This is a genomic window from Duganella rhizosphaerae (assembly GCF_040364205.1).
Taxonomy (GTDB): Bacteria; Pseudomonadota; Gammaproteobacteria; order Burkholderiales; family Burkholderiaceae_D; genus Rugamonas; species Rugamonas rhizosphaerae.
Map to the genome: position 1 here is coordinate 210,455 of NZ_BPWK01000009.1, position 25,928 is coordinate 236,382.

General features: G+C 64.7%; 27 protein-coding genes and 1 pseudogene. 11 read left to right on the forward strand and 17 right to left on the reverse strand.

Annotated elements, in window-relative coordinates:
* Nucleotides 1–8 precede the first annotated feature (8 nt).
* The 4 genes from RUGAMON1_RS20505 to RUGAMON1_RS20520 form a co-directional block, all read right to left on the reverse strand.
* A complete protein-coding gene (locus RUGAMON1_RS20505; RefSeq protein ID WP_445232269.1) occupies nucleotides 9–923 on the reverse strand; it encodes a LysR family transcriptional regulator in 915 nt (304 codons plus the stop codon).
* Nucleotides 920–3,259: a GAF domain-containing protein gene (locus RUGAMON1_RS20510; RefSeq protein WP_445232270.1), complete on the reverse strand. Its 2,340-nt coding sequence runs from the start codon at nucleotides 3,257–3,259 to the stop codon at nucleotides 920–922. Before RUGAMON1_RS20510 ends, RUGAMON1_RS20505 begins: the two co-directional genes overlap by 4 nt.
* Nucleotides 3,256–3,576 (reverse strand): hypothetical protein, encoded by a 321-nt coding sequence (locus RUGAMON1_RS20515; RefSeq protein ID WP_445232271.1) that lies wholly within the window; start codon nucleotides 3,574–3,576, stop codon nucleotides 3,256–3,258. Before RUGAMON1_RS20515 ends, RUGAMON1_RS20510 begins: the two co-directional genes overlap by 4 nt.
* A gap of 96 nt (nucleotides 3,577–3,672) precedes the next feature.
* The gene (locus RUGAMON1_RS20520) at nucleotides 3,673–5,934 is read right to left on the reverse strand and encodes a TonB-dependent receptor plug domain-containing protein (RefSeq protein WP_445232272.1); all 2,262 of its coding nucleotides are present in this window, start codon (nucleotides 5,932–5,934) and stop codon (nucleotides 3,673–3,675) included.
* Between the two features lie 155 nt (nucleotides 5,935–6,089).
* On the opposite strand from RUGAMON1_RS20520, the gene asd reads away from it, so the two are divergent.
* Nucleotides 6,090–6,938 carry an archaetidylserine decarboxylase gene (asd, locus tag RUGAMON1_RS20525; protein ID WP_445232299.1) on the forward strand — a complete coding sequence of 283 codons (849 nt, stop codon included), beginning with the start codon at nucleotides 6,090–6,092 and terminating at the stop codon, nucleotides 6,936–6,938.
* 3 nt (nucleotides 6,939–6,941) lie between these two features.
* Here the strand turns inward: asd and RUGAMON1_RS20530 are convergent, their stop codons facing one another.
* Nucleotides 6,942–7,853, reverse strand: coding sequence for a LysR family transcriptional regulator (locus tag RUGAMON1_RS20530; protein WP_445232273.1), 912 nt, complete (start codon nucleotides 7,851–7,853; stop codon nucleotides 6,942–6,944).
* 123 nt (nucleotides 7,854–7,976) lie between these two features.
* Here RUGAMON1_RS20530 and RUGAMON1_RS20535 point away from each other — a divergent pair, with 123 nt between their 5' ends.
* Together RUGAMON1_RS20535 and RUGAMON1_RS20540 are read left to right on the forward strand one after the other, a co-directional pair.
* Complete coding sequence (locus RUGAMON1_RS20535) at nucleotides 7,977–8,576, forward strand: FMN-dependent NADH-azoreductase (protein ID WP_445232274.1); 600 nt, start codon at nucleotides 7,977–7,979, stop codon at nucleotides 8,574–8,576.
* Between the two features lie 28 nt (nucleotides 8,577–8,604).
* Nucleotides 8,605–9,474, forward strand: a complete 870-nt coding sequence (locus tag RUGAMON1_RS20540; protein WP_445232275.1) for a pirin family protein — start codon at nucleotides 8,605–8,607, stop codon at nucleotides 9,472–9,474.
* Between the two features lie 55 nt (nucleotides 9,475–9,529).
* On the opposite strand, the gene RUGAMON1_RS20545 is transcribed toward RUGAMON1_RS20540, so the two are convergent.
* Nucleotides 9,530–9,790, reverse strand: a complete 261-nt coding sequence (locus RUGAMON1_RS20545) for a hypothetical protein (protein WP_445232276.1) — start codon at nucleotides 9,788–9,790, stop codon at nucleotides 9,530–9,532.
* Nucleotides 9,791–9,873: 83 nt separating this feature from the next.
* Here RUGAMON1_RS20545 and RUGAMON1_RS20550 point away from each other — a divergent pair, with 83 nt between their 5' ends.
* Together RUGAMON1_RS20550 and RUGAMON1_RS20555 are read left to right on the forward strand one after the other, a co-directional pair.
* On the forward strand, nucleotides 9,874–10,338 hold the full coding sequence (locus RUGAMON1_RS20550; protein ID WP_445232277.1) for a hypothetical protein: 465 nt from the start codon (nucleotides 9,874–9,876) through the stop codon (nucleotides 10,336–10,338).
* Nucleotides 10,339–10,540: 202 nt separating this feature from the next.
* The gene (locus RUGAMON1_RS20555; protein WP_445232278.1) at nucleotides 10,541–11,269 is read left to right on the forward strand and encodes a hypothetical protein; all 729 of its coding nucleotides are present in this window, start codon (nucleotides 10,541–10,543) and stop codon (nucleotides 11,267–11,269) included.
* A gap of 150 nt (nucleotides 11,270–11,419) precedes the next feature.
* Here the strand turns inward: RUGAMON1_RS20555 and RUGAMON1_RS20560 are convergent, their stop codons facing one another.
* The 3 genes from RUGAMON1_RS20560 to RUGAMON1_RS20570 are packed head-to-tail and all read right to left on the reverse strand — an operon-like array spanning nucleotide 11,420 to nucleotide 13,526.
* The gene (locus tag RUGAMON1_RS20560) at nucleotides 11,420–12,580 is read right to left on the reverse strand and encodes an acyltransferase family protein (protein ID WP_445232279.1); all 1,161 of its coding nucleotides are present in this window, start codon (nucleotides 12,578–12,580) and stop codon (nucleotides 11,420–11,422) included.
* A gap of 17 nt (nucleotides 12,581–12,597) precedes the next feature.
* Nucleotides 12,598–12,888, reverse strand: a complete 291-nt coding sequence (locus RUGAMON1_RS20565; RefSeq protein ID WP_445232280.1) for a hypothetical protein — start codon at nucleotides 12,886–12,888, stop codon at nucleotides 12,598–12,600.
* Nucleotides 12,888–13,526 carry a DUF1906 domain-containing protein gene (locus tag RUGAMON1_RS20570; protein ID WP_445232281.1) on the reverse strand — a complete coding sequence of 213 codons (639 nt, stop codon included), beginning with the start codon at nucleotides 13,524–13,526 and terminating at the stop codon, nucleotides 12,888–12,890. The genes RUGAMON1_RS20565 and RUGAMON1_RS20570 overlap by 1 nt, the downstream gene beginning before the upstream one ends.
* Before the next feature lie 171 nt (nucleotides 13,527–13,697).
* Between RUGAMON1_RS20570 and RUGAMON1_RS20575 the strand changes: the two genes are divergently transcribed.
* The 3 genes from RUGAMON1_RS20575 (at nucleotide 13,698) to RUGAMON1_RS20585 (ending at nucleotide 18,379) form a co-directional block, all read left to right on the forward strand.
* Nucleotides 13,698–16,973 carry an nSTAND1 domain-containing NTPase gene (locus RUGAMON1_RS20575; protein ID WP_445232282.1) on the forward strand — a complete coding sequence of 1,092 codons (3,276 nt, stop codon included), beginning with the start codon at nucleotides 13,698–13,700 and terminating at the stop codon, nucleotides 16,971–16,973.
* Nucleotides 16,970–17,335 (forward strand): DP-EP family protein, encoded by a 366-nt coding sequence (locus RUGAMON1_RS20580; RefSeq protein ID WP_445232283.1) that lies wholly within the window; start codon nucleotides 16,970–16,972, stop codon nucleotides 17,333–17,335. The genes RUGAMON1_RS20575 and RUGAMON1_RS20580 overlap by 4 nt, the downstream gene beginning before the upstream one ends.
* Before the next feature lie 84 nt (nucleotides 17,336–17,419).
* Complete coding sequence (locus RUGAMON1_RS20585) at nucleotides 17,420–18,379, forward strand: M14 family metallopeptidase (RefSeq protein WP_445232284.1); 960 nt, start codon at nucleotides 17,420–17,422, stop codon at nucleotides 18,377–18,379.
* Here RUGAMON1_RS20585 and sugE read toward each other — a convergent pair whose 3' ends face one another.
* Nucleotides 18,380–18,697 (reverse strand): quaternary ammonium compound efflux SMR transporter SugE, encoded by a 318-nt coding sequence (sugE, locus tag RUGAMON1_RS20590; protein ID WP_445232285.1) that lies wholly within the window; start codon nucleotides 18,695–18,697, stop codon nucleotides 18,380–18,382.
* A gap of 115 nt (nucleotides 18,698–18,812) precedes the next feature.
* On the opposite strand from sugE, the gene RUGAMON1_RS20595 reads away from it, so the two are divergent.
* Nucleotides 18,813–19,169 (forward strand): DUF1304 domain-containing protein, encoded by a 357-nt coding sequence (locus RUGAMON1_RS20595; RefSeq protein WP_445232286.1) that lies wholly within the window; start codon nucleotides 18,813–18,815, stop codon nucleotides 19,167–19,169.
* A 4-nt stretch (nucleotides 19,170–19,173) separates the two neighbouring features.
* Here the strand turns inward: RUGAMON1_RS20595 and RUGAMON1_RS20600 are convergent, their stop codons facing one another.
* A complete protein-coding gene (locus RUGAMON1_RS20600; protein WP_445232287.1) occupies nucleotides 19,174–20,232 on the reverse strand; it encodes a hypothetical protein in 1,059 nt (352 codons plus the stop codon).
* Between the two features lie 128 nt (nucleotides 20,233–20,360).
* Here RUGAMON1_RS20600 and RUGAMON1_RS20605 point away from each other — a divergent pair, with 128 nt between their 5' ends.
* On the forward strand, nucleotides 20,361–20,657 hold the full coding sequence (locus RUGAMON1_RS20605) for an ArsR/SmtB family transcription factor (protein WP_116989969.1): 297 nt from the start codon (nucleotides 20,361–20,363) through the stop codon (nucleotides 20,655–20,657).
* 10 nt (nucleotides 20,658–20,667) lie between these two features.
* Nucleotides 20,668–21,723, forward strand: coding sequence for an alkene reductase (locus RUGAMON1_RS20610; RefSeq protein ID WP_445232288.1), 1,056 nt, complete (start codon nucleotides 20,668–20,670; stop codon nucleotides 21,721–21,723).
* 88 nt (nucleotides 21,724–21,811) lie between these two features.
* Here RUGAMON1_RS20610 and RUGAMON1_RS20615 read toward each other — a convergent pair whose 3' ends face one another.
* From RUGAMON1_RS20615 to RUGAMON1_RS20640, 6 genes and pseudogenes are all read right to left on the reverse strand, one after another.
* Nucleotides 21,812–22,765, reverse strand: coding sequence for an MBL fold metallo-hydrolase (locus RUGAMON1_RS20615; protein ID WP_445232289.1), 954 nt, complete (start codon nucleotides 22,763–22,765; stop codon nucleotides 21,812–21,814).
* Nucleotides 22,766–22,834: 69 nt separating this feature from the next.
* On the reverse strand, nucleotides 22,835–23,881 hold the full coding sequence (locus RUGAMON1_RS20620) for an acetate kinase (protein ID WP_445232290.1): 1,047 nt from the start codon (nucleotides 23,879–23,881) through the stop codon (nucleotides 22,835–22,837).
* 21 nt (nucleotides 23,882–23,902) lie between these two features.
* Nucleotides 23,903–24,394 (reverse strand): hypothetical protein, encoded by a 492-nt coding sequence (locus tag RUGAMON1_RS20625; protein ID WP_445232291.1) that lies wholly within the window; start codon nucleotides 24,392–24,394, stop codon nucleotides 23,903–23,905.
* 12 nt (nucleotides 24,395–24,406) lie between these two features.
* Nucleotides 24,407–25,084 carry a C39 family peptidase gene (locus RUGAMON1_RS20630; protein ID WP_445232292.1) on the reverse strand — a complete coding sequence of 226 codons (678 nt, stop codon included), beginning with the start codon at nucleotides 25,082–25,084 and terminating at the stop codon, nucleotides 24,407–24,409.
* Complete coding sequence (locus RUGAMON1_RS20635; protein ID WP_445232293.1) at nucleotides 25,081–25,482, reverse strand: hypothetical protein; 402 nt, start codon at nucleotides 25,480–25,482, stop codon at nucleotides 25,081–25,083. Before RUGAMON1_RS20635 ends, RUGAMON1_RS20630 begins: the two co-directional genes overlap by 4 nt.
* Nucleotides 25,483–25,547: 65 nt before the next feature.
* Nucleotides 25,548–25,928: pseudogene (locus RUGAMON1_RS20640) on the reverse strand (hypothetical protein); the annotation flags it as partial.

Here is a 25,928-nt window from a genome sequence, read left to right on the forward strand (position 1 = left end):
ATTACCGTTCATTCGCACAGGGGGCGGTGCTCGATGCCGTCCTTGACGACCTTGCGGATCAGGTTGGCCAGGCGGCAGGTCGCGGGGCCGGCCACTTCCGGGTTGGCGACGATCAGCGACAGCGACAGCTTGCGGCGCTGCCCCACCCGCAGCGGCAGCGGCTTGAGCAAGCCCTGCTCCAGCTGGGTCTGGATCTTGTGCTCGGCCAGCCAGCCGAAACCGAGGCCGTTGCAGATCATCTCCAGCCGCGTGTGCGGACTGGTGACGCTCCAGCGCTGATTGCTGTTGAGCCAGCCATGGTCGCGCGGATTCAGCGTGCCGGAATCGCGCACCACGATGTGCAGGTTGCGGCTCAGGTCGTCCACTTCCAGCTCGCGGCCCAGCGCATGCAGCGGGTGGCAGGGATGGGCCACGGCGACGAATTCGATATCCATCAGCGCATCGCCCAGGAAGCCGGGCGGGACGCGGCTGGCGATGGCGATATCGACCCGCTGCTCCACCAGCGCATCCTCGGAACCGGACAGGATGGTCTCCTCCAGGTTGACGCGGGTGTGCTTGGCCCACGGCTCGAAATCGCGCAGCACCTGCACCAGCAGTTCGACCGGGAACAGGCTGTCGACCGCGATGCCGACCTGCGGCTCCCAGCCTTCGGCCAGGCTGGCGGCCAGCTGCTCCAGCTGGAAGGCGGCGCCCAGCAGCTCGCGCGCCTTGGCCAGCAGGGCCTCGCCGTTCCTGGTCAGGCGCGCGCGGCGGCCGTCGATTTCCAGCAGCTCCACGCCCAGTTGCTCCTGCAATTTGGCCACCATGTAGCTGACCGAGGACTGGCTGCGGTGCAGCGCCTCGGCCGCCTGCGCATAACCGCCGCATTCCACGATCGCCTGCAAGACCTGCCATTGTTCCAGCGTGCTGCGGGGGATCTTCACTTCGATTCCATGACAAAAGTGCCGTCCCAGTCGTCGGGCGGCGGTGTGGCCGCCATCAGGCCGCAGCGCTCGATGTACAGCGCGGCCACCTTGTCGTGCGGATTGAGCGCCAGCACCTCGTCGAACAGCCTGCCGGCGGCGGCCCAGTGGCGCTTGCGGTAGCTTTGCAGGCCGTTGCGGAACAGGCCCATGGCCTCGGCCAGGTTCGGATAGCTGTCCTCGCTGTGGAAGTCCATCACCTCGTAGATCGAGACCGGCTGGGTCTTGCCCTTGACCACCACGATGTCGACTTCGCGCAGGCGGTAGGTGCCGCGCAGCGCGCGGTAGGTGAACTCGCTGATGAGGATGCGCGCGCCGTACTGCTTGCACGCCGATTCCAGCCGCGCCGCCAGGTTCACGCCGTCGCCGATGATGGTGTAGTCCATGCGCTTCTTGGAGCCGATGTTGCCGGACACGACCTGGTCGGTGTTGAGGCCGATGCCGATCTCCACCGGCGGCTTGCCCTCGCGCGCGCGCAGCTGGTTCCAGGCGCCCAGCTCGTTCATCATGGCGATGGCGGTGCGCAGCGCGCGGTCGGCGTCGTCGTCGTGGCCGACCGGGATGCCGAAGGCGGCCATGATGGCGTCGCCGATGAACTTGTCGAGCATGCCCTCTTCGCGCTGGATGCAGTCGACCATCATCGTGAAGTATTCGTTGAGCAAGGTGACCGTGCCCTGCGCGCCCAGCTGCTCGGTGATGGTGGTGAAGCTGCGGATGTCCGAGAACAGCACCGTGGCGTGCACGTTTTTACCGCCCAGCATTTCGGCGCCGTTGGCCACCATCTGGTCGGCGATGCCGGGGTCCATGTAGCGCGACATGGTCGAGCGCAGCCGCTTCTCGCTGGAGATGTCTTCGAGCATCAGCATCCAGCCGATGCGCTTCTTCTCCATCGACAGCAGCGGCTGCACGCTGAAATTGACCGACAGCGTGGCGTCGTCGAGCACCAGTTCGGCGTCCATCAGGTGCTCGGCCGACTGGTTCTCCTCCACCTGGCGCAGCTTGTCCAGCACCCAGCTGTTGGCGGCGCCGAAGAAATCGGCCGCCGAACGGCCGACGATGCCGTCCGCCGCGGTGCGCAGGATGCGCAGGCCGGCGGCGTTGCAGGTGACGATGCGCTCCTGGCCGTCCAGCGTGATCACGCCGTTCGACATCGACTCCAGCATGGCCTCGTTGTAGTTCTTGATCTGCTGGACGTCGGCGAACAGCTTGGCGTTTTCCAGCGCGATCGAGATTTGCGCGGTGAAGGCGCGCAGCCGCGATTCGTCCTCGTGGGTGAACGGGCCGCCGCGCTTGTTGAGCACCTGCGTCACGCCGATGATCTTGCCGGCCTTGTTGACGATCGGCACGCACAAAATCGAGCGGGTGAAGTAGCCGGTGCGCTTGTCGAACGCCGGATTGAAGCGCAGGTCGGCGTAGGCGTACGGGATGTTGATGGTTTTGCCGGACGTGAACACGGCGCCGGCGATGCCGGCCGTGTTGGGCAGGCGGATTTGCAGCGACTCCAGGCCCTGCCCCACTTCCGACCACAGCTCGCCGGTTTTCTCGTCGTTGAGGAACAAGGTCGAGCGCTCGGCGTTGAGCAGGCGCGTGGCCTCGCCCATCACTTTTTGCAGCAGCGAGCCGAGCTTGATGTCGGCCGTGACCTCGGACACCACGTCGATGAATTCCATCTCCTGGCGCCGGATCTTCTTCATGCTTTCGAGGAAGCGCGCGCTTTGCAGCGCCAGCGTGCCTTGCGTGGTCAGCGCCTCCAGCAATTGCAGGTCGGCGCGGGTGAACTTGCCGCGGCGCTTGTTGAGCGTCTGCGACACGCCGATGATCTCGCCCTTGAAGGTCTTGATCGGCACGCACAGGATGTTGCGGGTGACGAAGCCGGTCTGCTCGTCGATGGAACGGTTGAAGCGCGGGTCGGCGTAGGCGTCGGCGATGCTGACCGCCTCGCCGGTGGTGAACACGTGGCCGGCGATGCCGGTGTGGTTGAGGAAGCGGATCTCGCGCTGGATATTGCCCTGCGCGACGCGCGAGAACAGTTCGCCGGTCTCGGCGTCGTTGAGGAACAGCGTGCCGCGCTCGGCATCGAGTTCCTCGGTGGTGACGTCGATCAGCGCGGTCAGGATTTCGTCCAGCGTATCGTAGGCGGCCATGCGGCGCGACACCTCCAGCAGCAGCTCGACCTGGCGCAGCCGCTTGCGCTGGGCGCCGGCCACTGCCTGCGCCGAGGCGGCCTCGCCCTTGACGACCGGCTTGGCCGGCACGCTGCGGATCGCAGGCTTCGAGGTCGACACGGGATCTCTCATGCGCGCGCCTCCAGCGTGTCGCGCAGCGCGCGGATGGTGTCGTGCAGCTGGGCGATTTCGGCGTGGCGGACGGTGTTGGCCTGTTGCAGCGCGTCGATTTTTTCCTGCGTCAGCTTTTCCAGGCTGGTGCGCAGGGCGGCGACGGTGTCGCGCAGTTGGCTGATCTCGCTGTGGGCGAACGACAAGGCGTCCTGCACCGCGTGCTGGCGCTCGTTGTGGGACAGCTCCAACTCCGAGCGCAGCACGACCACGGTGCGCTGCAAATCGCGCACCTCGGCCAGCGCCAGACGCAGGCTGTCGTCGTCGGGCTGGAGCATCTCGGTAACTTTAGGCTTTTTCAGGGGAGGCCCGCTGCAATAAGTACACTGCAGCATCATATCATCTTGGAATCACTGCACCTCGGAATCACGCCGTCAAAACCGCTTTTCGATGGTGACGCGCAACTGGGTTTCGCCGCTGGCCACCGTCAGCCGGTTCTGCGTGCCGCTGGCGTCGCTGTACAGGCTTTCCGTCGTGTAGTCCTGCGCCAGCAGGTTGGACACGGCGACGCGCAGATTGTTCTGGGTGTCGATTTTCCACAACGCGTACACGTCCAGGTCGCGCCGCACGCTGGTGTAGCCGCCCTGGGTGCCGCTCAAACGGGCCAGGCCGCCGTTGCGGAAGCTGAAGCTGCCGCCGGTGCTGAGCATGCCGTTCGGGCTCTTGTAGTCGACGCCCAGGGTGGCGCTGAGTGGAGTCTGCTGATCGAGGCGGTTGTCGGGGCCGGGCACGCTTTCCACGCGCGACCAGTTGCGGCTGACGCTGGCGCGCAGGTCCAGCGCCGGCGCGTGCTCGATCAGCGCGCGCACCGGGAACTTGGCTTCCAGCTCGATGCCGCGGGTTTCGGCGCGGCCGTCGTTGATCGAGGTCGAGACCCAGCGCTGGTCTTCGTACAGCAGGCCCTGGTGGGTGTAGTTGTCGATGCGGCGCATCGAGGCGCTGGCGCTCAGCAGACCGCCCTCGCCCCAGTAATGTTCGAACGAGGCGTCCAGGCCCAGCGCCAGTTCCGGCTTGAGGTGCGGATTGCCGCGGCGGTCCGGTTCGGTCGGGCTGTTGTTGGTCGAGGTGAACTTGCGCGGAATCAGGCTGGAGGTGGACGGCGCCTTGTAGGTGCGGGTCAGCGCCACGCGCAGCTGGTCCTTCTTGTTGGGGAACTTGAACAGCGTCTGCATCAGCGGGCTGAACACGCTGGAGCGCTGCTGTACCGCGTCAAAGGTGTTGCCGTCGCTGCGGGTGTCCAGGCCTTCCCAGCGCAGACCGGTGTAGAGCGACCATTGCGGCGTCAGGTTCCACTCGTCCTGGCCGTACAGCGCCAGCCGCGTGACCTTGGCCGAGAAACCCTCGTCGCTGTTGTCCGGCGGGAGGCCGCCCGGCAGCGCCGCTTCGCGCTGGCTGCGGTGGTCGTCGCGCTGGGTGATGCCGGCGTCCCAGCCCATCGCCAAGGCGTGCTCGGTCGGCGCCTCGCCCTTGCCGTCGACCGGCGCCGCGGCTAAGGTCAGCGGCCGCGAATACTTGCCCTGGGTGCTGAAGCCCTGCTCGCTGCTGGTCGAGATGACGGTGCGCGCCAGCGTCGCCGGCAGGCCGTTGTTGCCGCCGAACTGCAGGGAATCGGCGGTGTTGCGGTTGTCGCTGACAGCGACCTTCAGGTCGAGCTTGGCGCCCTCACCCAGCTTGTGCACCCAGTTCAGGTCGCTGCGGCCGAAGCCGTTGTGGCTGCTGAAGGTGCTGTCGACGCGGTCGTAGTCCGGGCCTTTGCCCACCGTGGTCTTGGTGCGGCTGTGGCTGTTGCTGACGAACTGGTTCAGGTTGATGAAGGTTTGTGAGGTCAGCGTGTCGCCGTTGTCCAAGGTCCAGTTGATGCGCGGCGACAAATTCATGCCGTCTGCGCGGCCCTGGTCGTGCCAGGTGGCGGCGCGGTCCAGGTTGGGGACGCCGGCGGCGTCGGTCCCGGTATCGAACGACGGCGTCACGCGGTTGTACATATAACGCCAGGCGTTGCCGCCGAACGAGTAGGACGTGCTGCCGAGCTTGTCCGACATCTGCAGGCTGACGGACGGCGAGCTGAACTTGCTGCCCTTGCCTTCGCTGAACTTGACTTCGCGCTGGGCCGCCTTGAGCGCCTTCTTCAGCACGATGTTGATGGTGCCGGCGATCGACTGCGTGCTGAACTCGGCGCTGGCGGCGCGCAGCACCTCGATGCGCTCGATGACGTCGGGCGACAGGCTGTCGATGGCGAAGCCGGCCGGGGCGCGCTCGCCGTTGATCAGGATCTGGGTGTAGCCGTTGCCCAGGCCGCGCATGCGGATCTCGCCGCCGCTGCGGCCGGCCGCGCCGCTGACGGTGATGCCGGGCACGCGCTTGAGCACGTCGTTGACCGAGGTGTCGCCGTATTTCTGGATTTCCTCGCTGGTGACGACGGTCTTGCTAGCGGTATCATCGCGGCGCGCGTCATAGCTGGCGGCGGCGCCCTTGATCTCCACCTTCTGCATCGGCGCCGCTTCGGCCGGCTTGGCCTGCTTAAGCTGTTTAGCGGGGGCTTCCGGCGCCTCGGCCTCGGCGTGGACGGCGCCGGCGGCGAAGTAAATGGACAGGACGGCGGCAGCGATCTGCGTCAGGCGAAATTGGCGGGCAGGCATGATTCTTAAGGGCAAGTGGTCGGACAAGTGGCGAGCCTGCATTATGCCTTGATTTATTCAAAATGTTCAGCATTTAACAAGACGCTCGGATTGTTTAGTACGAATTCCTAAACCCCGGCGCTATAATGCGCGATCGTTTATTGTATGGATACCCTATCGTGTCTCGCCTTGCCGTCCTGCCACACTACCTGCTTCCCAAGGGAGCGTTGACCAATTTTGCCGGCCGCGTGGCCGGCGCCAAGGGCGGCAGCAAGACCACCTGGCTGATACGCTGGTTCGTCGGCAAGTACAACGTCAATATGGACGAGGCGCTTGATCCGGACATTTCCCATTACGCCAGCTTCAACGAATTCTTCACGCGCGCGCTGCGTCCCGACGCCCGCCCGATCGCCGACGCCGACTTCATCTGCCCGATCGACGGCCGCATCAGCCAGTTCGGCGACATCAAGGATGACCAGATCTTCCAGGCCAAGGGCCACAATTTCAGCACCACCGCGCTGGTCGGCGGCGACGCCGAGCTGGCCGCCAAGTTCCGGAACGGCAGCTTCGCCAATCTGTACCTGAGCCCGCGCGACTACCACCGCATCCACATGCCTTGCGACGGCAAGCTGACCCGCATGATCTACGTGCCGGGCGAGCTGTTCTCGGTCAGCCCGGCCGCCGCGCGCGGCATTCCCGGCCTGTTCGCCCGCAACGAGCGGGTGGTGTGCGTGTTCGACACCGCCAACGGCCCGTTCGTGATGACCCTGGTCGGCGCCACCATCGTCGGCAGCATGGCCACCGTGTGGCACGGCGTGGTCAATCCGCCGCGCATGCCGCATGTGTGCGAATGGCAGTACGACGACCAGAACATCGTGCTGAAAAAAGGCGAGGAACTGGGCCGCTTCCTGCTCGGTTCGACCGTCGTCATGCTGTTCCCGAAGGATGTGCTGAGCTTCAATCCGGCGTGGCAACCGGCCGGCGCCGTCCAGCTGGGCCAGCCGATGGCCCAACTGAAGCAGTAAGCCCTACACGCCGACCGGCCGGCCTTCCTCGAAGGCAGCCTCCAGCATGTCGAGGAACACCCTGGTCTTGGCCGGCATCAGCCGGCGGCCGGGGAAGACCGCCCACCCGGTCACGATCGGGAACGACCACTCCGGCAGCACCCTCACCAACGCCCCCGTCTGCACATGCTCGCGCGCGATCAGCTCGGTCGAGGCGGCGATGCCCACGCCCGTGGCCGCCATGCGCACCAGCAGTTCCGGCGAGTTGGCCAGCAGCCGCACCGGCAATTCGCGCTCCCATTCCGTCTTGCCGCGCAAGAGCTTCCAGCGTATCAGCCCGTTCACCCGTGGCGGCAGGCTGAGCAGGTCGTGCTTGAACAAGTCGTCGGGGTGTTCGGGCAGGCCGCGCAGCGAGGTGTAGAGCGGCGACGCGTACAGGGCGATCTTGCTCAGCGTGACCCGGCGCGCGGCCAGCGAGGCGTCGTCCGGCAGGTTGCCCATGCGGATGGCCAGGTCGAAATTTTCCGCCACCAGGTCGACCCGGCGCGGCGACAAGTCCAGTTCCAGCGCGATGGCCGGGTACTGGTGCATGAAGCGCGTCATCATCGCGCCCATCGCCACGTTGGCGAAGTCGGCCGGCATCGAGATCCGCAACAGGCCGCTGGGCGCGCCCTGCCGGTGCTGCGCCAGCGCGCCGGCCTGCTCGGTTTCGTCGGCCACGCGGCGCGCATGTTCCAGCAGACTGGCGCCGAATTCGGTCAGCACCAGCTTGCGCGTGGTGCGCTGGAGCAGGCGCTCGCCCAGATGCGCCTCCAGCAGCGAAATCCGGCGCGATACCGTCGATTTCGGCAGTTGCACCCGCTGCGCCGCCAGGCTGAAGCTGCCGCATTCAACGATGCGGGCGAATAACAGCAGGTCTCCAGGGTCGATTTCCACGCATTTACTCCTCAATTGTTCCATCAATGGATTAATGTTATCCATTTTAACGGCTTCCGGAACGAATATGAAACGATTAAAGTAACTCCATCGCAACACAAACCAGACAACAGGAGCAACACCATGAACATCTTGCAAATCAACTCCAGCGCCCGCAGCACCGGTTCCGAATCCACCCGCCTGGCCGACGCCATCGTCGCCAAGGTCCGGGCCGCCAATCCGGCCGCAACGCTGCTGCGCCGCGACCTGGCAACCGATCCGCATCCGGTGATCGACGAGCCGACCCTGCAAGCGCTGTTCACGCCGGCCGACCAGCGTACCGAAGCTCAGGCGGCCCGCGTGGCGCTGGACGATGCGCTGATCGCCCAGGTGCAAGCTGCCGACGTGATCGTCATCGGTGCGCCGACCTACAACTTCGGCATCACCGCGCAATTGAAAAGCTGGTTCGACGCGATTGCCCGCGCCGGCGTGACCTTCAAGTACGGTCCGACCGGCCCGGTAGGCCTGCTGACCGGCAAAAAAGTGTATGTGGCGCTGTCGCGTGGCGGCCTGCATCGCGATGCGCCGACCGACACGCAACTGGCCCACATCAAGATGTTCCTGAACTTCGTAGGTCTGAGCGATGTGCAATACATCTTCGCCGAAGGCCTGGGCATGGGTCCTGAAGCGGTGGCCAAGGCGCAGGCGGCGGCGGAAGCAGAGATCAACGCAGTACTGGTGTAACGCAAACAACAAACCAAGGAGCAAAGTCATGACCGATCAAGTAAACACCCCTCGAAGCGTAGAGCGCGTGATCAGCGGCCAGGCCGTGATGGACGGCGCAGGCGTCAAGATCAATCGCGTCCTGACCCAGCCCTTGCAGCGCCGCCTGGATCCGTTTTTGATGCTGGATAATTTCGGCAGCGACCAGGCCAACGACTACATCGCCGGCTTCCCCAGCCATCCGCACCGAGGCTTTGAAACCGTGACCTATATGCTGGAAGGCCGCATGCGTCACAAGGACAGCGCCGGCAACGAAGGCTTGCTGACCAACGGCGGCGTGCAATGGATGACTGCGGGGCGCGGCGTGATCCACTCGGAAATGCCGGAGCAGGAAGCAGGCGTGATGGAAGGCTTCCAGCTGTGGCTGAACCTGCCGGCCAAGGACAAGATGCAGGCGCCGTGGTATCGCGATTTCAATGGCGCCGACGTGCCGGCCTTTACCACGGCCGACGGCGTGGCGGTGAAAGTCATCGCCGGCAGCAGCCACGGCGTGGCCGGCGCGGTGCAGCGTGAGGTGACGGAGCCGATTTATCTCGACATCCATCTGCCGGCCGGCGCCAGCTTCAGCCAGGCGCTGCCGGAAGGTCACAACGCTTTCATCTTCACCTATCGCGGTGAGGTGAATGTCGGCGACAAGGCGGTGGCGTCGGGTCGGATGGCGATCCTGGCAAACACCGCAGGCGCCGACGGCGTCACGGTGCATGCGGCGCAAGACAGCCGTCTGATCCTGGTGGCCGGCCAGCCGCTGAACGAGCCGATCGCGCAGTACGGCCCGTTCGTGATGAACACGCAGGCCGAGATCTTCGCCGCCGTTGAAGATTTCCGCGCCGGCAAGCTGGGCGAGGAAGCCCACGCTTAACAGTAGCAACAGCCGCCGGACAGATATGCTGCCCGGCGGCTGCCTTATTTCTACGCTACGGCGAGGGAGGGATTTCCTTGCGATTGTCACGCACGGCGAGCAAGCCGCGCATCAAGCGTTTGAGGCCATCGATCCTCGCACGTTCAATTCCTTCGACGCGCAATTTACGCCGCTGCCGGAAGTTCCCAATGGCATATGCCACCAGCGCGGCAATCGCGAAGGCGTCCAGCGCCCATGCGCCTGCGTAGCGCCAACTGACTGACGCCAGCACCGCGCAAACAATCCCGACGATTAGCAAAGCAAAGCGGTCGAGCATAAGAGGCTCCGGGCACGTTGTCGATGTTGGGCGATTTTACACCCGGCCCGGTAGAGCGTCCCGACTCAGGATAAAATGCCGGCATGATGCCCACTATCCTCAAATGGCTGCGTTACTTGAGCCACGTTCTCGGCTTTGAGACGGCCGACTCCTTCCCGCCCGGCCATCCGTACGAACGGACGCGCTGGAATGGCGCCTATTTCGACATCGCTTCCGACGTCAAGCCGGACCAGATCGAGAGCCGCCTGTGCGAGGCGATCGGCAACACGCCGCTGGTGTTCGGCTACATCACCAACCCGACGCCGCGCATGCAGCGCGCGTTGCTGGCGATGCTGGAGGAACGCATGCGCAACAATCGCGGCCGCGCCAGCGAACTGGCGGCGCTGCTGGTGGCCGCCTACGACAGTCCGCATATCACCGAAGTGGTACCCGGCCTGCGCGCCGCAATCGCCGCCACCCGCCACGAGGACATGGCCGAGCGTGCGCGCAGCGTCATGATCTTCCTGGGTTCGATGCAGTCGCCGTTCGACGTGATTGAGCTGAACTAAGGGAAACTCGCTCCCCTCCAGGCATATGCACATGGGGGGTGCCCGCCCCGCTCCCCTGCTCCGCGAAAACGACGTGGTTTTGCGGTATCAACCGAGTAGTCTCGAGGTGCTAATGGCTAACGCGACGAAGCTAATAAATTTTGGATGGACGGCGGTTAGTTACAATATAATAAATCTTTTATAGCAACCAAAAGGAGCTGCCGTGAAGAGTGGATTTTCCGTCTTATCAACGACTGGGGCTTTCTTGGCCATGGCTTTTTCAAACCTTTCGTATGCGCAATCTAAGGCCCCTGACGTAGTAGGTATCAAGCTAGGCATGTCAGTAGACGAAGTTCGTGCAGCCATTAAGGCACACGACCCCAATATGATCATCGTCGAATGGGCTTCGTGGAACGCTCGACCCGGTGTGCCTGCCTCGTTGGCGAAGATTCGGGGCTGTATCGATCCGGTGAAGGGTACTCCAAAGCTTTATCAGGCCTGCCGCGATTTGGTCGAAATCACCTTCGGCCACATGTCCAAGAAAGCCCTTTTCCTGCATCGCGAGTTGGACATGGGTGACAGTACTTTGCAGCAGGTCGCCATCGACAGCTTGGAAAGCAAATACGGTTCGCCGACTTACAAGAACATAAGGCCAAACCAGCCAGTAACCCAGTTCCAGTGGGCATTTACGCCCGCAGGCGCGCCTGTCGAAGGGGTGGCATGTGCAGTCGGTGACGCCTCGGGCCTTGAGGATGGTCAAGTCAAGAAACAGTGCGGTACGGTAGTCGGTGCCTTGCTGTACGCTGGCAAGGGTGCGCTGGCACGCAGATTTATTGTCGACGTTTACCAGAACCAGCGTTTTGTGGATGAAGGTGCTCTTTTCAACGCGGCGGTCAAGGCAAATCAGGAACAAACCGAAGGCGCAGCCAAGGGTAACAAGATCAAACTATAACCTGCCCTAAGAGCCTTGATTCTTTTGAATAGTATTGAATCGTTGCAAAATTGCCGAGGCTGTTAGGTCAAAGTGAGGCCACCACCGCAGTGGCTTGACTGGCGGGGCTATCCGAATTGGCGGCGGCAGTGATGCGAATACTCAATCAACTTAAGCGACGGCGCCAGCCGGAGCGAGCGGCCGCGCGAAATTTCCCGGCACATAGCGGTCGCGCAATTTCATGAACGGCGTCTCCACCAGCAGATGCAACAGCCAGCCGGCCAGCAAGCTGGCTGCGCTCATCAACACGATAGCCTGCCAGCTGTTCGGGCCCAAGCCCTCCGCCTGGAGCGGCGCGCGCAGCAGCACGCACAGCGTCTTGTGCGTCAGATAGATCGCATACGACCACAGCGCGATGCTGGCCGCGCCCGGCACCCGCAGCCCTTGCAGCAGCGAGCCGGGGCTCAAGGCCGCAATCAACAACAGCGTAAAACTCAGGCCCAGCATCGGATAGCCGATCACCGTCATCGGATAGCTGTAATGGTCTTCGATGAACAGCGACCAGGTCAGCGCCAGCAGCGCCGCGCCGGCCGCCAGCGCCCAGTTGCCGCGCGAGGTCAGCCGCGCCCAGGCGCCGGCGTGATGGTTTTTCAGCAGCGCCAGCGCGACACCGGCCACCAGCTCATCGAAGCGGCACAGCGACGAGTAATAGATCAAGGTGTAGTAATGAAAACCGCCCTGCTCCTCCGGCCCGACATACTGGGTCCACAGATGGCTGCGGATCGCCATGCCGGCCAGCAGCGTGCCGATCACCGCCAGCCAGGCCAGCAGCAGCGGCTTGCGGCAGGCCGCGATCGCCAGCGCCACGGCCGGCAACAGGAAATAAAACTGCTCCTCGACACACAGCGACCATGCGTGCGAGAAGGCCGTCCCCGGCACCAGCTGGATATTCTGGGTAAAAGTCAGGAACTTCCACAACGGCGGCAGCACGCTGGTGCCGCGAAAGGCCGGCCACAAGGCGTACAGCGCCAGCACGAAATAAAAATTCGGCAAGGTGCGCAGCAGGCGGCGTGCATAAAAACGTGCCAGCGAAAAGCGCTCGCCGCTCTCGGCCTGACGCGAGCGGCGGATGCCGCCCAGGATCTGGTTGCCGATCAAATAGCCGCTGAGCGCGAAAAACAGGTCGACACCGGTCCAGCCGATCTCGCTGAACCAGCCGAAAGTCGGACTGCCGCTGACAAACAGCATGTAATGGTTGGCAAACACCAGCAGGATGGCGAGCGCGCGCAAGGTGTCGAGGCCGGAATTACGGCCCTGCAAAGATGGAGTCATGCCCGCATCTTAACAAATCAGGGCGAGATCACCATATTGAGGACCTTGTCGCTCACGCTCAGCACCGCCGTGCTGCCGGCCGCGATCGCGAAGTTGTGGCTGTGGCCGGAGTAATAATCGACGGTGCCGAGCCGGATGCTGTCGATCGCCGCGCTGACGCCATTGCTGATGGTGTAGGCCGACAGCAGCATGTCCGGCGCCGTCACGAACTTCAACACCACATCCTGCCCCGTATTGTTAAGAAAAATCGTCTTGGCCGGCTTGACCGTCTTCAGCGTGACGGCTTCGGTGAACTGTATCGTCTGCATCACAGCACCCTGAACAGGCCTGCCGGATAGCCGTCGTTGGTGCGCGTCAGGTCGACGCTGATGTGCTTGCCGTCATCGACCGGCAGGCTGGCGGCCGCCAGTTGCTTGAGGTTGAAGCCGACATAGTCGCGCGAGCCATGGTATTCCGGCGACGGCGACAGCCAGCTCAGCGCCGCCAGCCCCCTGAGCAACATCTCCTCGCAGCAGGCGCCGGAGCCGTAGACGCCGACCTGATACTTGGGCTCACCCGGCCCGGCCGCGCGGAACGCCTGGTTGACGCCATCGAAATACGCGCTGACCGGGCCGGCGATGGCCTCCATCGACGGATTGAAATCCACCGCAAAGTAGATCGCCGAGCCGGACGGCTGTGTGATGACTTGCTGCGCCATCAGATAGGCGGCCGCGCCGTCGGCGCAACCTTGGGCGCGGCTGAAATAGTTCAGGTGGTCGCCGCCGGCCTGCCACAGCGCGCCGATCTGGATGCTGGCGTCGGTCAGCGAACGGGCCTCGGCCAGCGACAGGCTCTTGCCCGCCTGGTGGCTGTAATAACGGATCGCGAAATCGATCCCCTGTTGCTTAATAGCAATTGCATGCTGCGTCAGTTCAAACGGCGCTTTCAGGCCAGTCAAAACAATCATGACATCTCCGGTAGTTGGGGGATGTGGTTTCCCCGCGTTAATGTTAGTATTTGCAAAAGATGTAGATATGAAACAACTGTAGTCATTCAGTCCAAGTTTGGCCTTCCGAAAACCTTCCGAAGTCCAAGCCATTGATTACAAAGCCTTTATTTCTGAACAAAGAAGGTCTGCGTGAACCACAAAAGCTTTCGTTTCGGGCAGTGGCGGGTCGATCCCGCCACCAATACACTCAGTTGCGGCGAACTGAACCGCCAGCTGGAGCCACGCGCCATGGATGTTTTATTGCACTTATGCAAACATCCGCACGTGGTGGTCTCCGCCGAAACCTTGCTCGATGCGTGCTGGGGCGACGTCTCGCCCAGCGACAACGCGATCCACAAAATCATCACCCAGCTGCGCCGGGCGCTGGACGATTCGGCGGTCGAACCGCGCTATATCGAAACCATCCGCAAGCGCGGCTATCGCCTGCTGGCCGAGCTGAGCTACGACGACGACGTCAGCAACGGCAGCTGGCTGCACGCCTCGCCGTTCCGCGGCCTGGAAGCGTTCGAGGAACAGCACGCCGCGATCTTCTTCGGCCGCAAGCTCGGCGTCGATCAACTGGTGCAGGTGGTGGTCAGCCAGGTGCAGGCGGCCTGCGCGATGGTGCTGGTGCTGGGGCCGTCCGGCGCCGGCAAGACCTCGCTGGTGCAGGCCGGCCTGATCCCGGCCCTGAAAGCGGGCGCCGCGCCGGCCGAGTCCGGCCTGGCGATCGCCAGCCATCTGCAACTGGACTGCGCCGACATGGGTCAGGCCGGCCTGCTCGACACGCTGGCCAGCGTGCTGCTCGATGCCGAATTGGACGACCGTCTGCTGTTTGAAAACACCAGCGCCGTGGCCTTGGCCCAGCGCCTGGCGCAGGACCTGCCGGGCCTGATCGCCCAGCTGCAAGCGCAGTTGCCGGCGATCCGGCTGATGTTGTTCATCGACCGTTTCGAAGCCATCTTCCGGCTGCCGCATATCGGCGAGCAGGAACGGGCCGTCTTCATCCACGTGCTCGACCAGCTGGCGCGCTCCGGCTGCATCTTGTTAGTGCTGGCCTGCCGCAACGACTTCTACCCGCACCTGACGGCCTACCCCGCGCTGATGAGCATGAAGCTGCGCGGTGGCCACTTCGACCTGGCGCCGCCCGGCGCGGCCGATATCGCCCAGATCATCCGCCATCCGGTGCAGGTGGCGCAGCTGCGCTACACCGTCGATGCCGCCAGCGGCGAATCACTGGACCAGGTGCTGATCGACGCCGCCAAAGCCGGCCCGGACACGCTGCCGCTGCTGCAATACTGTCTGCAAGAGCTGTACCGGCTGCGCAGTCCCGATGGAGAGCTGAGCCACGCCAGCTTCCACGCGCTGGGCGGGCTGGAAGGCGCGATCGGCGCGCGCGCGGAGCAAGTCATCTCGGCGCTGGGCAGCGCGCAGATCGCCGCCCTGCCGCATGTGCTGTCGCAACTGGTGCTGGTGGCCGAGGACGAATCGACCGTCACCTCGCGCCGCGTGCCGTGGTCGGCACTGCGCAACGAGGCCGATCACGGGCTGGTGCAGGCGCTGGTCGATGCCCACCTGTTTGTCAGTGATCTGCATGGCGGTGCGCCGGCGTTCGGCATCGCGCACGAAGCGCTGCTGCGGCGCTGGCCGCGCGTGGTGGCGTGGATCGAGGAACATCGCCAGGCCTTGCAGGTGCGCAGCCGCATCAGCGCGCAAGCCAAACGCTGGCAAGACAGCGGCCGCAAGCTCGATATGCTGCTGCCGTCCGGCACCCAGGCGAATCAGGCGCGCCAGCTGCTCAGGACAAGCGACTTCAGCTTCACGCCGCAGGAACAGGCGTTTGTCCACGCCTCGCTGCAAGGCGTGCGGCGCAGTGAGCGGCTGCGGCTGACGATCACCATCGTCATGGCCGGCCTGACGCTGCTGGCCGGCGGCCTGTTCCTGATGGCGCGCTCGGCACAGCAGGCGGCTGAGCAGCATCGCACCGAGGCCGAGGAGCTGATGGGCTACATGCTGGGCGACTTCGCCGACAAGCTGCGCCCGCTGGGCAAGCTGGACCTGCTCGACAGCGTCAGCAACCGCGCGCTGAAATATCTGTCCGATCCAACGCGTAGCGACGACGGCGATACCACGCAGGCGCAACGCGCCAAGTCGCTTCAACTGATTTCCGAAGTCAGGATCGCGCGCGCCGACCCCGCGGGCGCCAATAGCGCATTGCTGGCCGGCCGCAGCATCTTGCAGCGGCAATTGCTGGCCCATCCTGCGGATCTGGCGCTGCGCAAAAGCGCCGGCGAAAACGCCTTCTGGCTGGGTCAAATCCACCTCGACCAGAAAGAATGGGACCAGGCCGAGCGCTACTTCCGCGAGTACCGCGACCACAGCGACCAACTGGCGGCAGCGGCGCCGGCCGACGTCGACAGCTGGGTCGAGCAATCGTTCGCCCACAACAGCCTGGGCACCGTGGCCCTGCGGCGCGGCGCCATCGCCAACGCCGCCAGCGAATTTGCGCTGTCGGTGGATCTGAAGAGCCGCGCCTATGCGCAAAAGCCCAAGGACAAGCAGATCACCGCCGACCTGGCCGACAGCCTGTCCTGGCTGGCCAGCGCCCAGATGCAGCAAGGTAAGCTGGCGCAGGCCGAAACGCTGTATGCGCGCGCCCTGACGCTGCTGCAGGCGCTGCACGAGACGTATCCCAAGGAAGCCTCGTGGGTCAACAAACTGGCGGCGACGTGGTCGCACCAATCGGATCTGAAACAGGCGCGCGGTCAACTGGCGGATGCCTACGACGATGCCCGGCAAGCGCAAACGCTGCTGCAAGCCATCGTCGAGAAGGATCCAAGCAACCGCAACTGGCAGCGCAACCTGTATATCGCCGAACTGCGCGTGCTCGATACCGACACCCAGACCCACTCGCCGGCCCAGACACTGGCGCGGCTCGATCAACTGCAGGGATATTTCGCCGAACTCAGCGCCCTCGAACCAAAACGGCTGAACTTGCAGGCGATGATGGCGATCGTGCAGCAGCGCAAGGTGGCCGTGCTAATCGCGCAGCGAAAAGCTGATGCGGCAGCAAAAGAACTGCAACCGTCGCTGAATAAATTGCAGCAGCTACACGCCGCCGTGCCAGCCGACCAGCTGATACTCACGACGCTCAGCGATGCGCTATTGCTCAACGCCGACCTCGCCGCGCTGCGCGCCGACGCCTCCGCAGCGAGCCATTGCGACGCCGTGCGCACGCTGCTGCGTCCGCTGGTCAACGACAGTTCCGATTTCCACCTGCTGGTGCCGTGGGTCAAAGCCCACGCCTGCATGGATCAAAGCGAGCACGTAGGTCACATCAAGAAACAATTGGACGCGATGCCGTATCGCGATGCCGCCTATCTGCAATACCTCTCTACCCACCAAGCCAAGAAAGCGAACTCATGAGCAAAATCCACGCCTCTACACCGTTCATCAACGTCATGGTGAAAGTCAAGGCCGGCACCGTTCCAGGCAAATATGACGTACACACCGCCCCGGAGATGCCTTATGTGACGCAAAAGGACACGGTCATCAACTACCAGATCTACGATGACGACGGCCAGGGCATCGTCTTCACCGGCATGACCATCAAAACGCTGGGGAACGATCAGTTGAGCGCGGCCAGCGTCAGCATCAGCGGCAAGCAAATGACCTTCAGCGACGCCAACACGTCCCCGGTCACGATCAGCTTCACGCTCAATTTCAAGGATGCCGACGGCATCGAATTCATGCACGATCCGCAAGTGGAAAACGACCCGCAGTCCTGATCTGGCCTCGCCGCCAAGCCGCCCGGACCGCGCCTTGGCGGCGCTTGCGATACACTCTGTTTTTGACCAGCCGGACCAATGCGCATGACCGCCATCGATGCTCTGCAATTCAAATCCCACCAGTACAGCGGCCAGCAGCCCGGCACGCGGCTGATCGTCACCGGCGCCGTGCATGGCAACGAAACCTGCGGCACCAAGGCCATCACGCGCGTGATGCAGCAGCTGGACAGCGGAGAATTGACGATCCGTCACGGCAGCGTCACCTTCGTCCCGGTCGCCAATCCGCTGGCCTACGCCAGGGGCGAACGCTCCGGCGAACGCAACCTGAACCGCAACCTGTTCCCCAATCCGCATCCGCAAGACTTTGAAGACCGCGTCGCCAACTGGCTATGCCCGCTGCTGGCGCAGCATGAGGTGCTGCTGGACCTGCACTCGTTCAACGCCGCCAGCGAGCCCTTCGTCATGGTCGGGCCGCGCAACAACGATGGTCCGCTGGAGCCGTTCCAGCACGAGCAGCAGGAGCGCGCGATGGCGCGCCGGCTCGGCGTGCGACGTTTTGTCGACGGTTGGCTGCGCACCTATGGCGCCGGCGTGCAGCGCCGCCTGCGCGACGACAGCCAGCTGGAAACCGTGCTCCGCTACGGCATGGGCACCACCGAATACATGCGCAGCACCGGCGGCTACGCGCTGACGCTGGAATGCGGCCAGCACGCCGATCCGCAAGCGCCCGAGGTCGGCTATCGCGCCATCGTCAACACCCTCGCCTTCCTCGGCCTGATCAATGCGCCACCACCGCAGCCGATCGCCGACGAGGCCATGGAAGCGCTCAGCATGGTCGCGGTCTACGACAAACAGCACGCCGGCGACAGCTTCAGCCGCGCCTGGTCCAGCTTCGATCCGGTGCGGAAAGGCGAACTGATCGGCACGCGCGCCGACGGCACGCCGGTACTGGCCGAGTTCGCCGGCCGCATCCTGTTCCCCGACGCCGCGGCGGCCGCCAACAGCGAATGGTATTACCTCACGCGCGCCAATCCCGGCTTCTGATCAGACGGTCGACAGCTTCAAACCGACGATGCCGCCGATGATCATGGCGATGCAGCCCACGCGCAGCGCGCTGGCCGGCTCGTTGAGCACGACGATGCCGAAGATCACCGTGCCGACGGTGCCGATGCCGGTCCAGATGGCGTAGGCTGTTCCCAGCGGCAGCGTGCGCAGCGCCAGGCCCAGCATGGCGACGCTGCCGGCCATGGCGGCCAGCGTCAGTACCGTCGGCAGCGGTTTGCTGAAGCCGTCGGTGTATTTGAGTCCGACCGCCCACGCCACTTCCAGCAGGCCGGCCAGGATGAGAATAATCCAGGTCATCGAGTGTCTCCAAAATTGCCGGAAACTATAGCATCGCCAACCAAACTCTGCAGGCGGCTTCCCGCCGCGCCCGCCACAGGCCATAATGCTCCATCAATCATAAGGAGGAGCATCCATGCAATTACTGGCGCAGATCGTCACCGGCCTGGTGGCGCTGATACATGTCTACATCGTGCTGTTGGAAACGGTGCTGTTCCAATCGCGCGGCCGCCGCGTGTTCGGGCTGACGCAGGAAAAGGCCGACATCGTCCAGCCGGCCATGTCCAACCAGGGTTGCTACAACGGCTTCCTGGTGGCGGCGCTGGTGGTCGGCTTTGTGCATCCGGATCCGGCCATCGGCTCGGCCTTCACCGTGTTCGGCCTGGCCTGCGTGGCGGTGGCCGGCGTGTGGGGCGGCATCACGGTCAAGCGCTCGATCCTACTGATCCAGACCCTGCCGGCGCTGATCGCGCTGGCACTGCACTTCGCCTGACCCCTCAGCTGCCGGCGGGCTTGGCGCCGTTCAGGCTCGGCAAGGTGATGGCCTCGATCACCACCGGCGCCGGCTCGGTGGCCGGCTTGGCGCCGCTGCCGCGCAGCGCCAGCAACCAGCCGATGCCGTCGAACCAGAACGGCGCGCCCAGCGACGAGGCGAAGGCCGTGACGATCCAGCCCATCAGCGCGAACGCCAGCGCCGCCATGAAGGCGCCCGCGCCCCGGCCGGCGGCGGCGTCGAACCGCGGCGACGGCCAGCCTATCGGCAGCGTCTGCACCGCTTGCCAGTCTTTTTTCGCTTCGACCATCTGGCTCATCGGGGTGGCGGCCGGCGTGCCGGCCGGCGCGGCCGCGACCGGCTTCATGCGGCCGGCGGCCATGGCGTCGGCGCCCTGCTGCGCCAGCGTTGCCGCTGCGGCGTTGTCGCTCCACAGACGCTGGCTCAGTTGCAGCGCATCGATGTTCATCGCGCACGCATAGAACAGGCCGACGCAAAACAGCACCAGCTGCGAACGCCGCTTGTACCAGCCGGTGATGCGGTCCATCACCGTGTCGTACCAGATGCGCACGGCGCTTTCCAGCGCGGCCAGATCGTCCGGGCCCTCGCCCATCAGCGCCAGCAGCGTGCGGCTCAGGCCTTCGTTGCCTACGTTGGCCAGCAACAAGGCCGCCGTCTGTCCCTTGCCGTACTTGGCGGTCAAGGTCGACACAAACGCCCGCGCGAAGATCGCCGACGGGATGTAGGACGGCATGCGGCCCTGCTGCGCCAGTCCGGTGATCAAGGGATGCGTCATGACGGCGGCCGACAGCGAATCCGGCCCCAGCTTGGCCAGGTTGAAGCCGTTGTCCAGGCGCAGCAAGCGCTTGACCGAGGGGATGATGCCGCGCAGCCGAGGCTTGCCGGCCGGCTCGTGCAACATGGTCAGCACGCCGTCCAGCAGCACCTTGGCGCGGGTCTGGAACAGCGAGGCGATCGCTTCGCGCGTGGCGCTGCACAGCAGGCTCACGGCCAGGAAAGTGTAGGACAGCCCGATGGCCACATCCAGGTAATGACTCGACATACGGCCCTCATTAAACTTCGAACAATGTTCCCATAACATAAATGATTTTTTGGCCGCCAGCACGTTTTTCTTTTATATCGTAAGATACCGATATTGAAATCGGAAAAAGACGATCCATATATCGTTACATGCAAATGGACATAGACGCTATCCACAAAGCCCTCGCCAACCCGATGCGGCGCCAGATCCTGGCGTGGCTGAAGGAGCCCGAGGTGTACTTCTCAGAGCAGCAGCATCCGCTGAGCCTGGGGGTGTGCGCCGGCCTCATCGACCGGCGTTGTGCATTGTCGCAATCGACGGTGTCGGCGCATCTGGCCACCCTGCTCAAGGCGGGCCTGATCACCTCGCACCGCGTGGGGCAATGGAATTATTTTAAACGCGACGAAGCGACCATCCAGGCCTTCATCGATCAAATGACCTTATAGGAAACGCATCATGGCAAATCTTTTCGACCCGCTCACCATCGGCGACCTCACCCTGAAAAACCGCATCGTCATGGCGCCGCTGACCCGCGCCCGCGCCGTCGGCGGCGCCCGCGTGCCGAACGCGCTGATGGCCAAGTACTACGTGCAGCGCGCCAGCGCCGGCCTGATCCTGAGCGAGGCGACCGCCGTCACGCCGCAGGGCGTGGGCTATGCCGACACGCCGGGCCTGTGGTCCGATGAACAGGTGGAAGGCTGGAAGCTGGTGACCGAGGCCGTGCACCAGGCCGGCGGCGTGATCTTCGCCCAGCTGTGGCATGTGGGCCGCGTGTCGGACCCGAGCTTCCTGAACGGCGACGCGCCGGTATCGGCCAGCGCCATCGCCGCCGACGGCCACGTCAGCCTGCTGCGTCCGCAGCGCGCCTACCCGGTGCCGCGCGCGCTCGACACCGAAGAACTGGCCGGCATCGTCGCCGCCTACAAGCTGGGCGCGGAAAACGCCAAGAAGGCCGGCTTCGACGGCGTGGAAATCCACGGCGCCAACGGCTACCTGCTCGACCAGTTCCTGCAAGACAAAACCAACCAGCGTACGGACAACTACGGCGGCTCGATAGAAAACCGCGCCCGCCTGATGCTGGAGGTGACCGACGCCTGCATCGCCGTCTGGGGCGCCGGCCGCGTCGGCATGCACCTGGCGCCGCGCCGCGACGCGCACGACATGGGCGATTCCAACCCGGCCGCCACCTTCGGCTACGTGGCGCGCGAGCTGGGCAAGCGCAAGATCGCCTTCATCTGCGCGCGCGAAGCGGTGGGCGAAGACAGTCTGGGGCCGTTGCTGAAACAGGAGTTCGGCGGCGTCTACATCGCCAATGAAAAGATGGACAAGCAGACCGCGCAGCAAGTGCTGGACGCCGGCACCGCCGACGCCATCGCCTTCGGCAAGGCCTTCATCGCCAACCCGGACCTGCCGCGACGCCTGCAACTGGACGCGCCGCTGAACGAGTGGAAAGCAGAAACCTTCTACGCGCCCGCCGAAGAAGGCTACACCGACTACCCGGCGCTGGCGTAACCCGCACGGCCAAGCGGGGTCGGACCCCATGCGGGGTCCGACCCCTAAGTGGTGCGGCAGGCGTATCGCTTAAGGCTTGCGGGTTGGTCTAACGCGGCAGCGAGTAGTTCACCGGCACGAAGTCATAGCCCTTGCCGTTGGCGCGCACATGGCCCAGCGCCGGGAACGACAGGTGCGACGCGCCGATCAGGTAGCCGCCCTTGGCCGCCGCCGCGAACGCTTCCTTGCGCTCGGCGATGGCCACCTTGCTGTCGCTGTCGAAGTTGACGCCGACGCCGGGATTTTCAAACTGCACCGCCTGCACGTGCAGCAAATCCCCCAGCAACACCAGCTTCTGTCCCGCGCTCTCGACCACATAGGTGATGTGGCCCGGCGTGTGCCCGCCGTTGAAATACGATTTGATGCCCGGCACCAGCTCGCTGTTGGCGATGATGGGCTGGAACTTGCCCGCCTTGACGTAGGGATTGAGCGACATCATCGCGCCCTGGAAGTCTTCCTTCTCCTCGCCGGTCGCCTTGTCCAGGTTGCTCTGGTTCAGATAGTAGTCCGCGTCCAGCTTGCCGGCCCGCACCACCGCATTCGGAAACACCCGCTGCTCGTTGGCCGCCAGCCCGCCGACGTGATCGCCGTGCATGTGGCTGATGTAGATCTCGTCGACCTGCTCCGGCTTGTAGCCCGAGGCCTTGAAATTGGCCAGCAGCTTGCCGGCCGTCGGGCCGAACAGGCTGGCGGCGCCGGCGTCGATCAGCACCAGCTTGCTGCCGGTGTTGATCAGGAAGGCGTTGACCGAGGTTTCCACCGGACTCTTCAGGAACGACCTGGCCAGCGCCGCATTGGTCTTGGCCGGCGGCTGCTTGAGCAACTGGTCGACCGGCAAATCGATGCTGCCGTCGTTGAGCACAGTGACCTCGAAATCGCCCAGCGTGGCGCGGTAAAAACCGGGCGCCTGGAACTTGGCCATCGGCGCGGCGGCCTGCGCCATCGAACAGGCGGCGGCCAGCGCCAGCACGGCGGCGGATCGGGTCAAGGTGGTCGTGGTCATGGCGTCCCTATTCTGTTGGCTGTCAAGAGACGCTACGATACCGCAAAATCAACGTTGTTGCTAACTCGCCTAGAAAGTCATCGGCATGCGGAACGATAGTTGCACATCCGGCGTGTCGCGCGTCAAGCCGGCGCCGACCGAGACGTTGATGGTGCGCTTGTCGTTGAGCCGGAACGACAGGCCCATCAGCAGCGTGCCCAGCTGGGTGCGCACCGAGCCCGGCACCGGCACGCCGTTCTGGCGCGTGCGCGCGATCGAGCTGTGGTCGTAGCCAAAACTGATCAGCGCCTTGTCGTTGAGCGCCAGGCCGACGCCGAAATTAAAGCCCACCACATCGCCCGGCGCCACCGTGCCCAGCGGCTCCCAGTCGCCGCTCAAGACCTTGCGGTTGACGTTGCTGCGCTTGAAGTTGTACAGGTAGCTGACGCTGCCGAACAGGATGGCCGGATCGCTGGCGTACAGCCACGTCACGCTGGGCTGCACCGCGTAAAAGCCCGAGCCGGTCGGCAAGTCCAGCGGCAGGCCGGTGCCGGTGGCGTTGGGCCCCACGCAGCGCTTGCTGCAATCGGTGACCACGCTGAAGGGGTCGGTGCCGGTGCGCGATTTGACGCGCAAGCCGGCCACGTAGTACGGCCGGTCCGGCGCCCCCTGGTTGAGCTGGTAGCGCAGCGCCAGCTCGGCGTCGCCCACGCCCTTGCCGCTGGTCTCGAACACATTGTCGACGCCGGTGCCGGTGAAAATCTCGCGGCTGACGGTGGAGTCGGAACGGTAGACATACGGCAGCTTCAACTCCAGCTCGGCACGATTGCTCAGGCCGTAGCGCAGGCTGACGGCGCCGGTCAGCGTGTTGCGCTTGACCTCGCGCACATCGACCAGGCCGATCAGCAGGGCCGGAATGATGGTGTAGCCGACCAGCACCACCCGGTTGCTCGACGAGTAGCCGAACTGCGCCGACGGCTCCAGCACCAGCTTGCCGCGCGGCGTCAACACGCCGGGCTGCTCGAACAAGGGCGCCACCGCCGGCGGCTGCCCATCGCCACCCTGCGCCTGCGCCGCCGCGCACGCCGCCAACGCCCACAGCGCCACCGCGCCGCCCTGCCATCTTGCACCTCGCATCGCCGCCCTCCTGAGTTGTGTTCATTTCGGTCCCACCGCACCGCTCAGGGCATCGCGCAACATGGTTTCAAAGTTGACGGCCTTGAGCAACGCCAGATTGCTGACGCTGGTGCTGATCGTGGTCTGGCTGCGGATGGCCTGGTCGTTGACGCTGTTTTGGATCAGCAAGGCGCCCAGTCCCGCCGCGGCCGGCAGCGGATCGACCGCATTGCCGGCGCCGTTCTGCACCACCACATTGGCCAGCGCCTCGCTGGCCATCTGTGCTTCCGCAGCGCTCAACTTTGTCACATCGGCGATCGCAAAACGACTATTCGCTACAACACTGCCATTGATCGAAACCAAACGTTCGACACCTAGCGAGACCACCAGCCCGTTGCCCAGGTCGTAGCCGCCGCGCGCCTGTTCCAGCCGCGCATCGTCGACGGCGGTCCAGCCGTCGGTCGGGTCCGGCATATCGCCGGCGTGTGCCGCCGCCCCGCAGGCCAGCAGCACGCTCAGGATGCTTGTGCGCATGCGCGCCTCCGTTCAGTAATTGCCGCTGCCGTTCTTGGGCAGGGTGATGTCGGTCAGGCTGGCGCGGTTGATGCCCTCGCCCAGCGGCGCGCGCGGCGCGACACGCCACTCGGACGCCTGGTTGAAGTGCGGCTTGCCCTGCCAGTTGTGTATCACGAACAGCAACTGGTCTTGCCAGAGCGCCTCGAAATCGGTGCGCCGCACGGCCCGCGTGCCGCCGGCCGGATCGCCCAGCAGCACCCGCCCCTCGTCCATGCCCTTGATGACGACGAAATGTTCATAACCGTTTTCACGGATCCGCACGATGGCCGGAAACGCCGCCTCGGCCAGCTTGTGCAGCGGTTGCTGGTAGCCGTCGGCGATAAAGCCCAGCGTGGCCAGGTAGCGCTTCATGTCGAGCAGCGAAAAGCCTTCGCGCTGTATCTTCTGCTGGTCGCCGCGCGCGTACATGGCGTCGAACACCTGCCGTTCGCTGACCGGCGTATCGTAGTGGTAGCTGAGCAGCGTCGCCACCGCCGCCGAGCCGCAACTGAAGTCGAATTGCTGGCGCACGGTGGAGCGGAAGCGCGCTTCCTTCAGGCTGGTGACGTGCAGCGCATAATTGCCGCCCGCCACGCCGGGCAAGTCCACCGCGCCGGCCTGGCCGCACGCAATGGCGGCCAGTACTATGATGCGTGCCAGGTTGTTCATTTCATTTGGATGTTGATGATGGTGGCGTTCTGGATCAGCACATTGGCGCCGGAGTTCTGTATCGCCACCGGCAAGCCGGAAGCGTTGCTGAACGAGCCGCTGCTGATGGCGTTGGCGCCGGTGTAGACGTTGACCGCCGTGTTGCCGTTGACGGCGCCGTTCAACTGCATATCGTTGTTGACCGCATCCGCGCCGGCGCGCTTGCCGGCCAGTTTGGCGGCCGGCACGGAGGAGCCGTCGAAGCCGGCGGGATCGGCCGCCGTGATGACGATGGCGTCCGGCAACAACGCCGGCCGGGACTGCGCGGCCGGCTCCTGCAACGGTGATATCACCGGCGCCGCCGCCGCCTGACCTGCCAGCGCCAGCGCGGTACAAAAACTGATGACTGGTATCTGCATACCGTACCCCCTGTAGATGGCGGGATGCGCGCGCCTTACCGCCGCGCCCGCACCCCGCGCCCGCCTTACTTGCCGACCGACAGGTTGGCCTGGACGTTGACGCTCTGCTGCACCAGCGAAGAAATGCCGCTGTTCTGCGCCGTGACCATGATGCCGGCCGCCGACTGGCCGACGTTGCTCATGGTGTTGGACATGTTGAACGTGCCCGCATTCACCGAGATGTCGCCGCCGGCGCCGCCCGCTGCACCCGATCCGGCGCCGCCGGTGGCCGCGCCGCCGGTGATGGTGCCGCCACCGCCACCCGCACCGCCGGTGTTGCCGCCGCCGCCCGCACCGCCGGCGCCGCCGGCGCCGCCGGTCGAACTACCGTTGGTGGGATTGCCGTTGCTGGCCGTGCCGCCGGTGGCCGCGCCGCCTGCCGCACCATTGCCGCCGGTGTTGCTGGC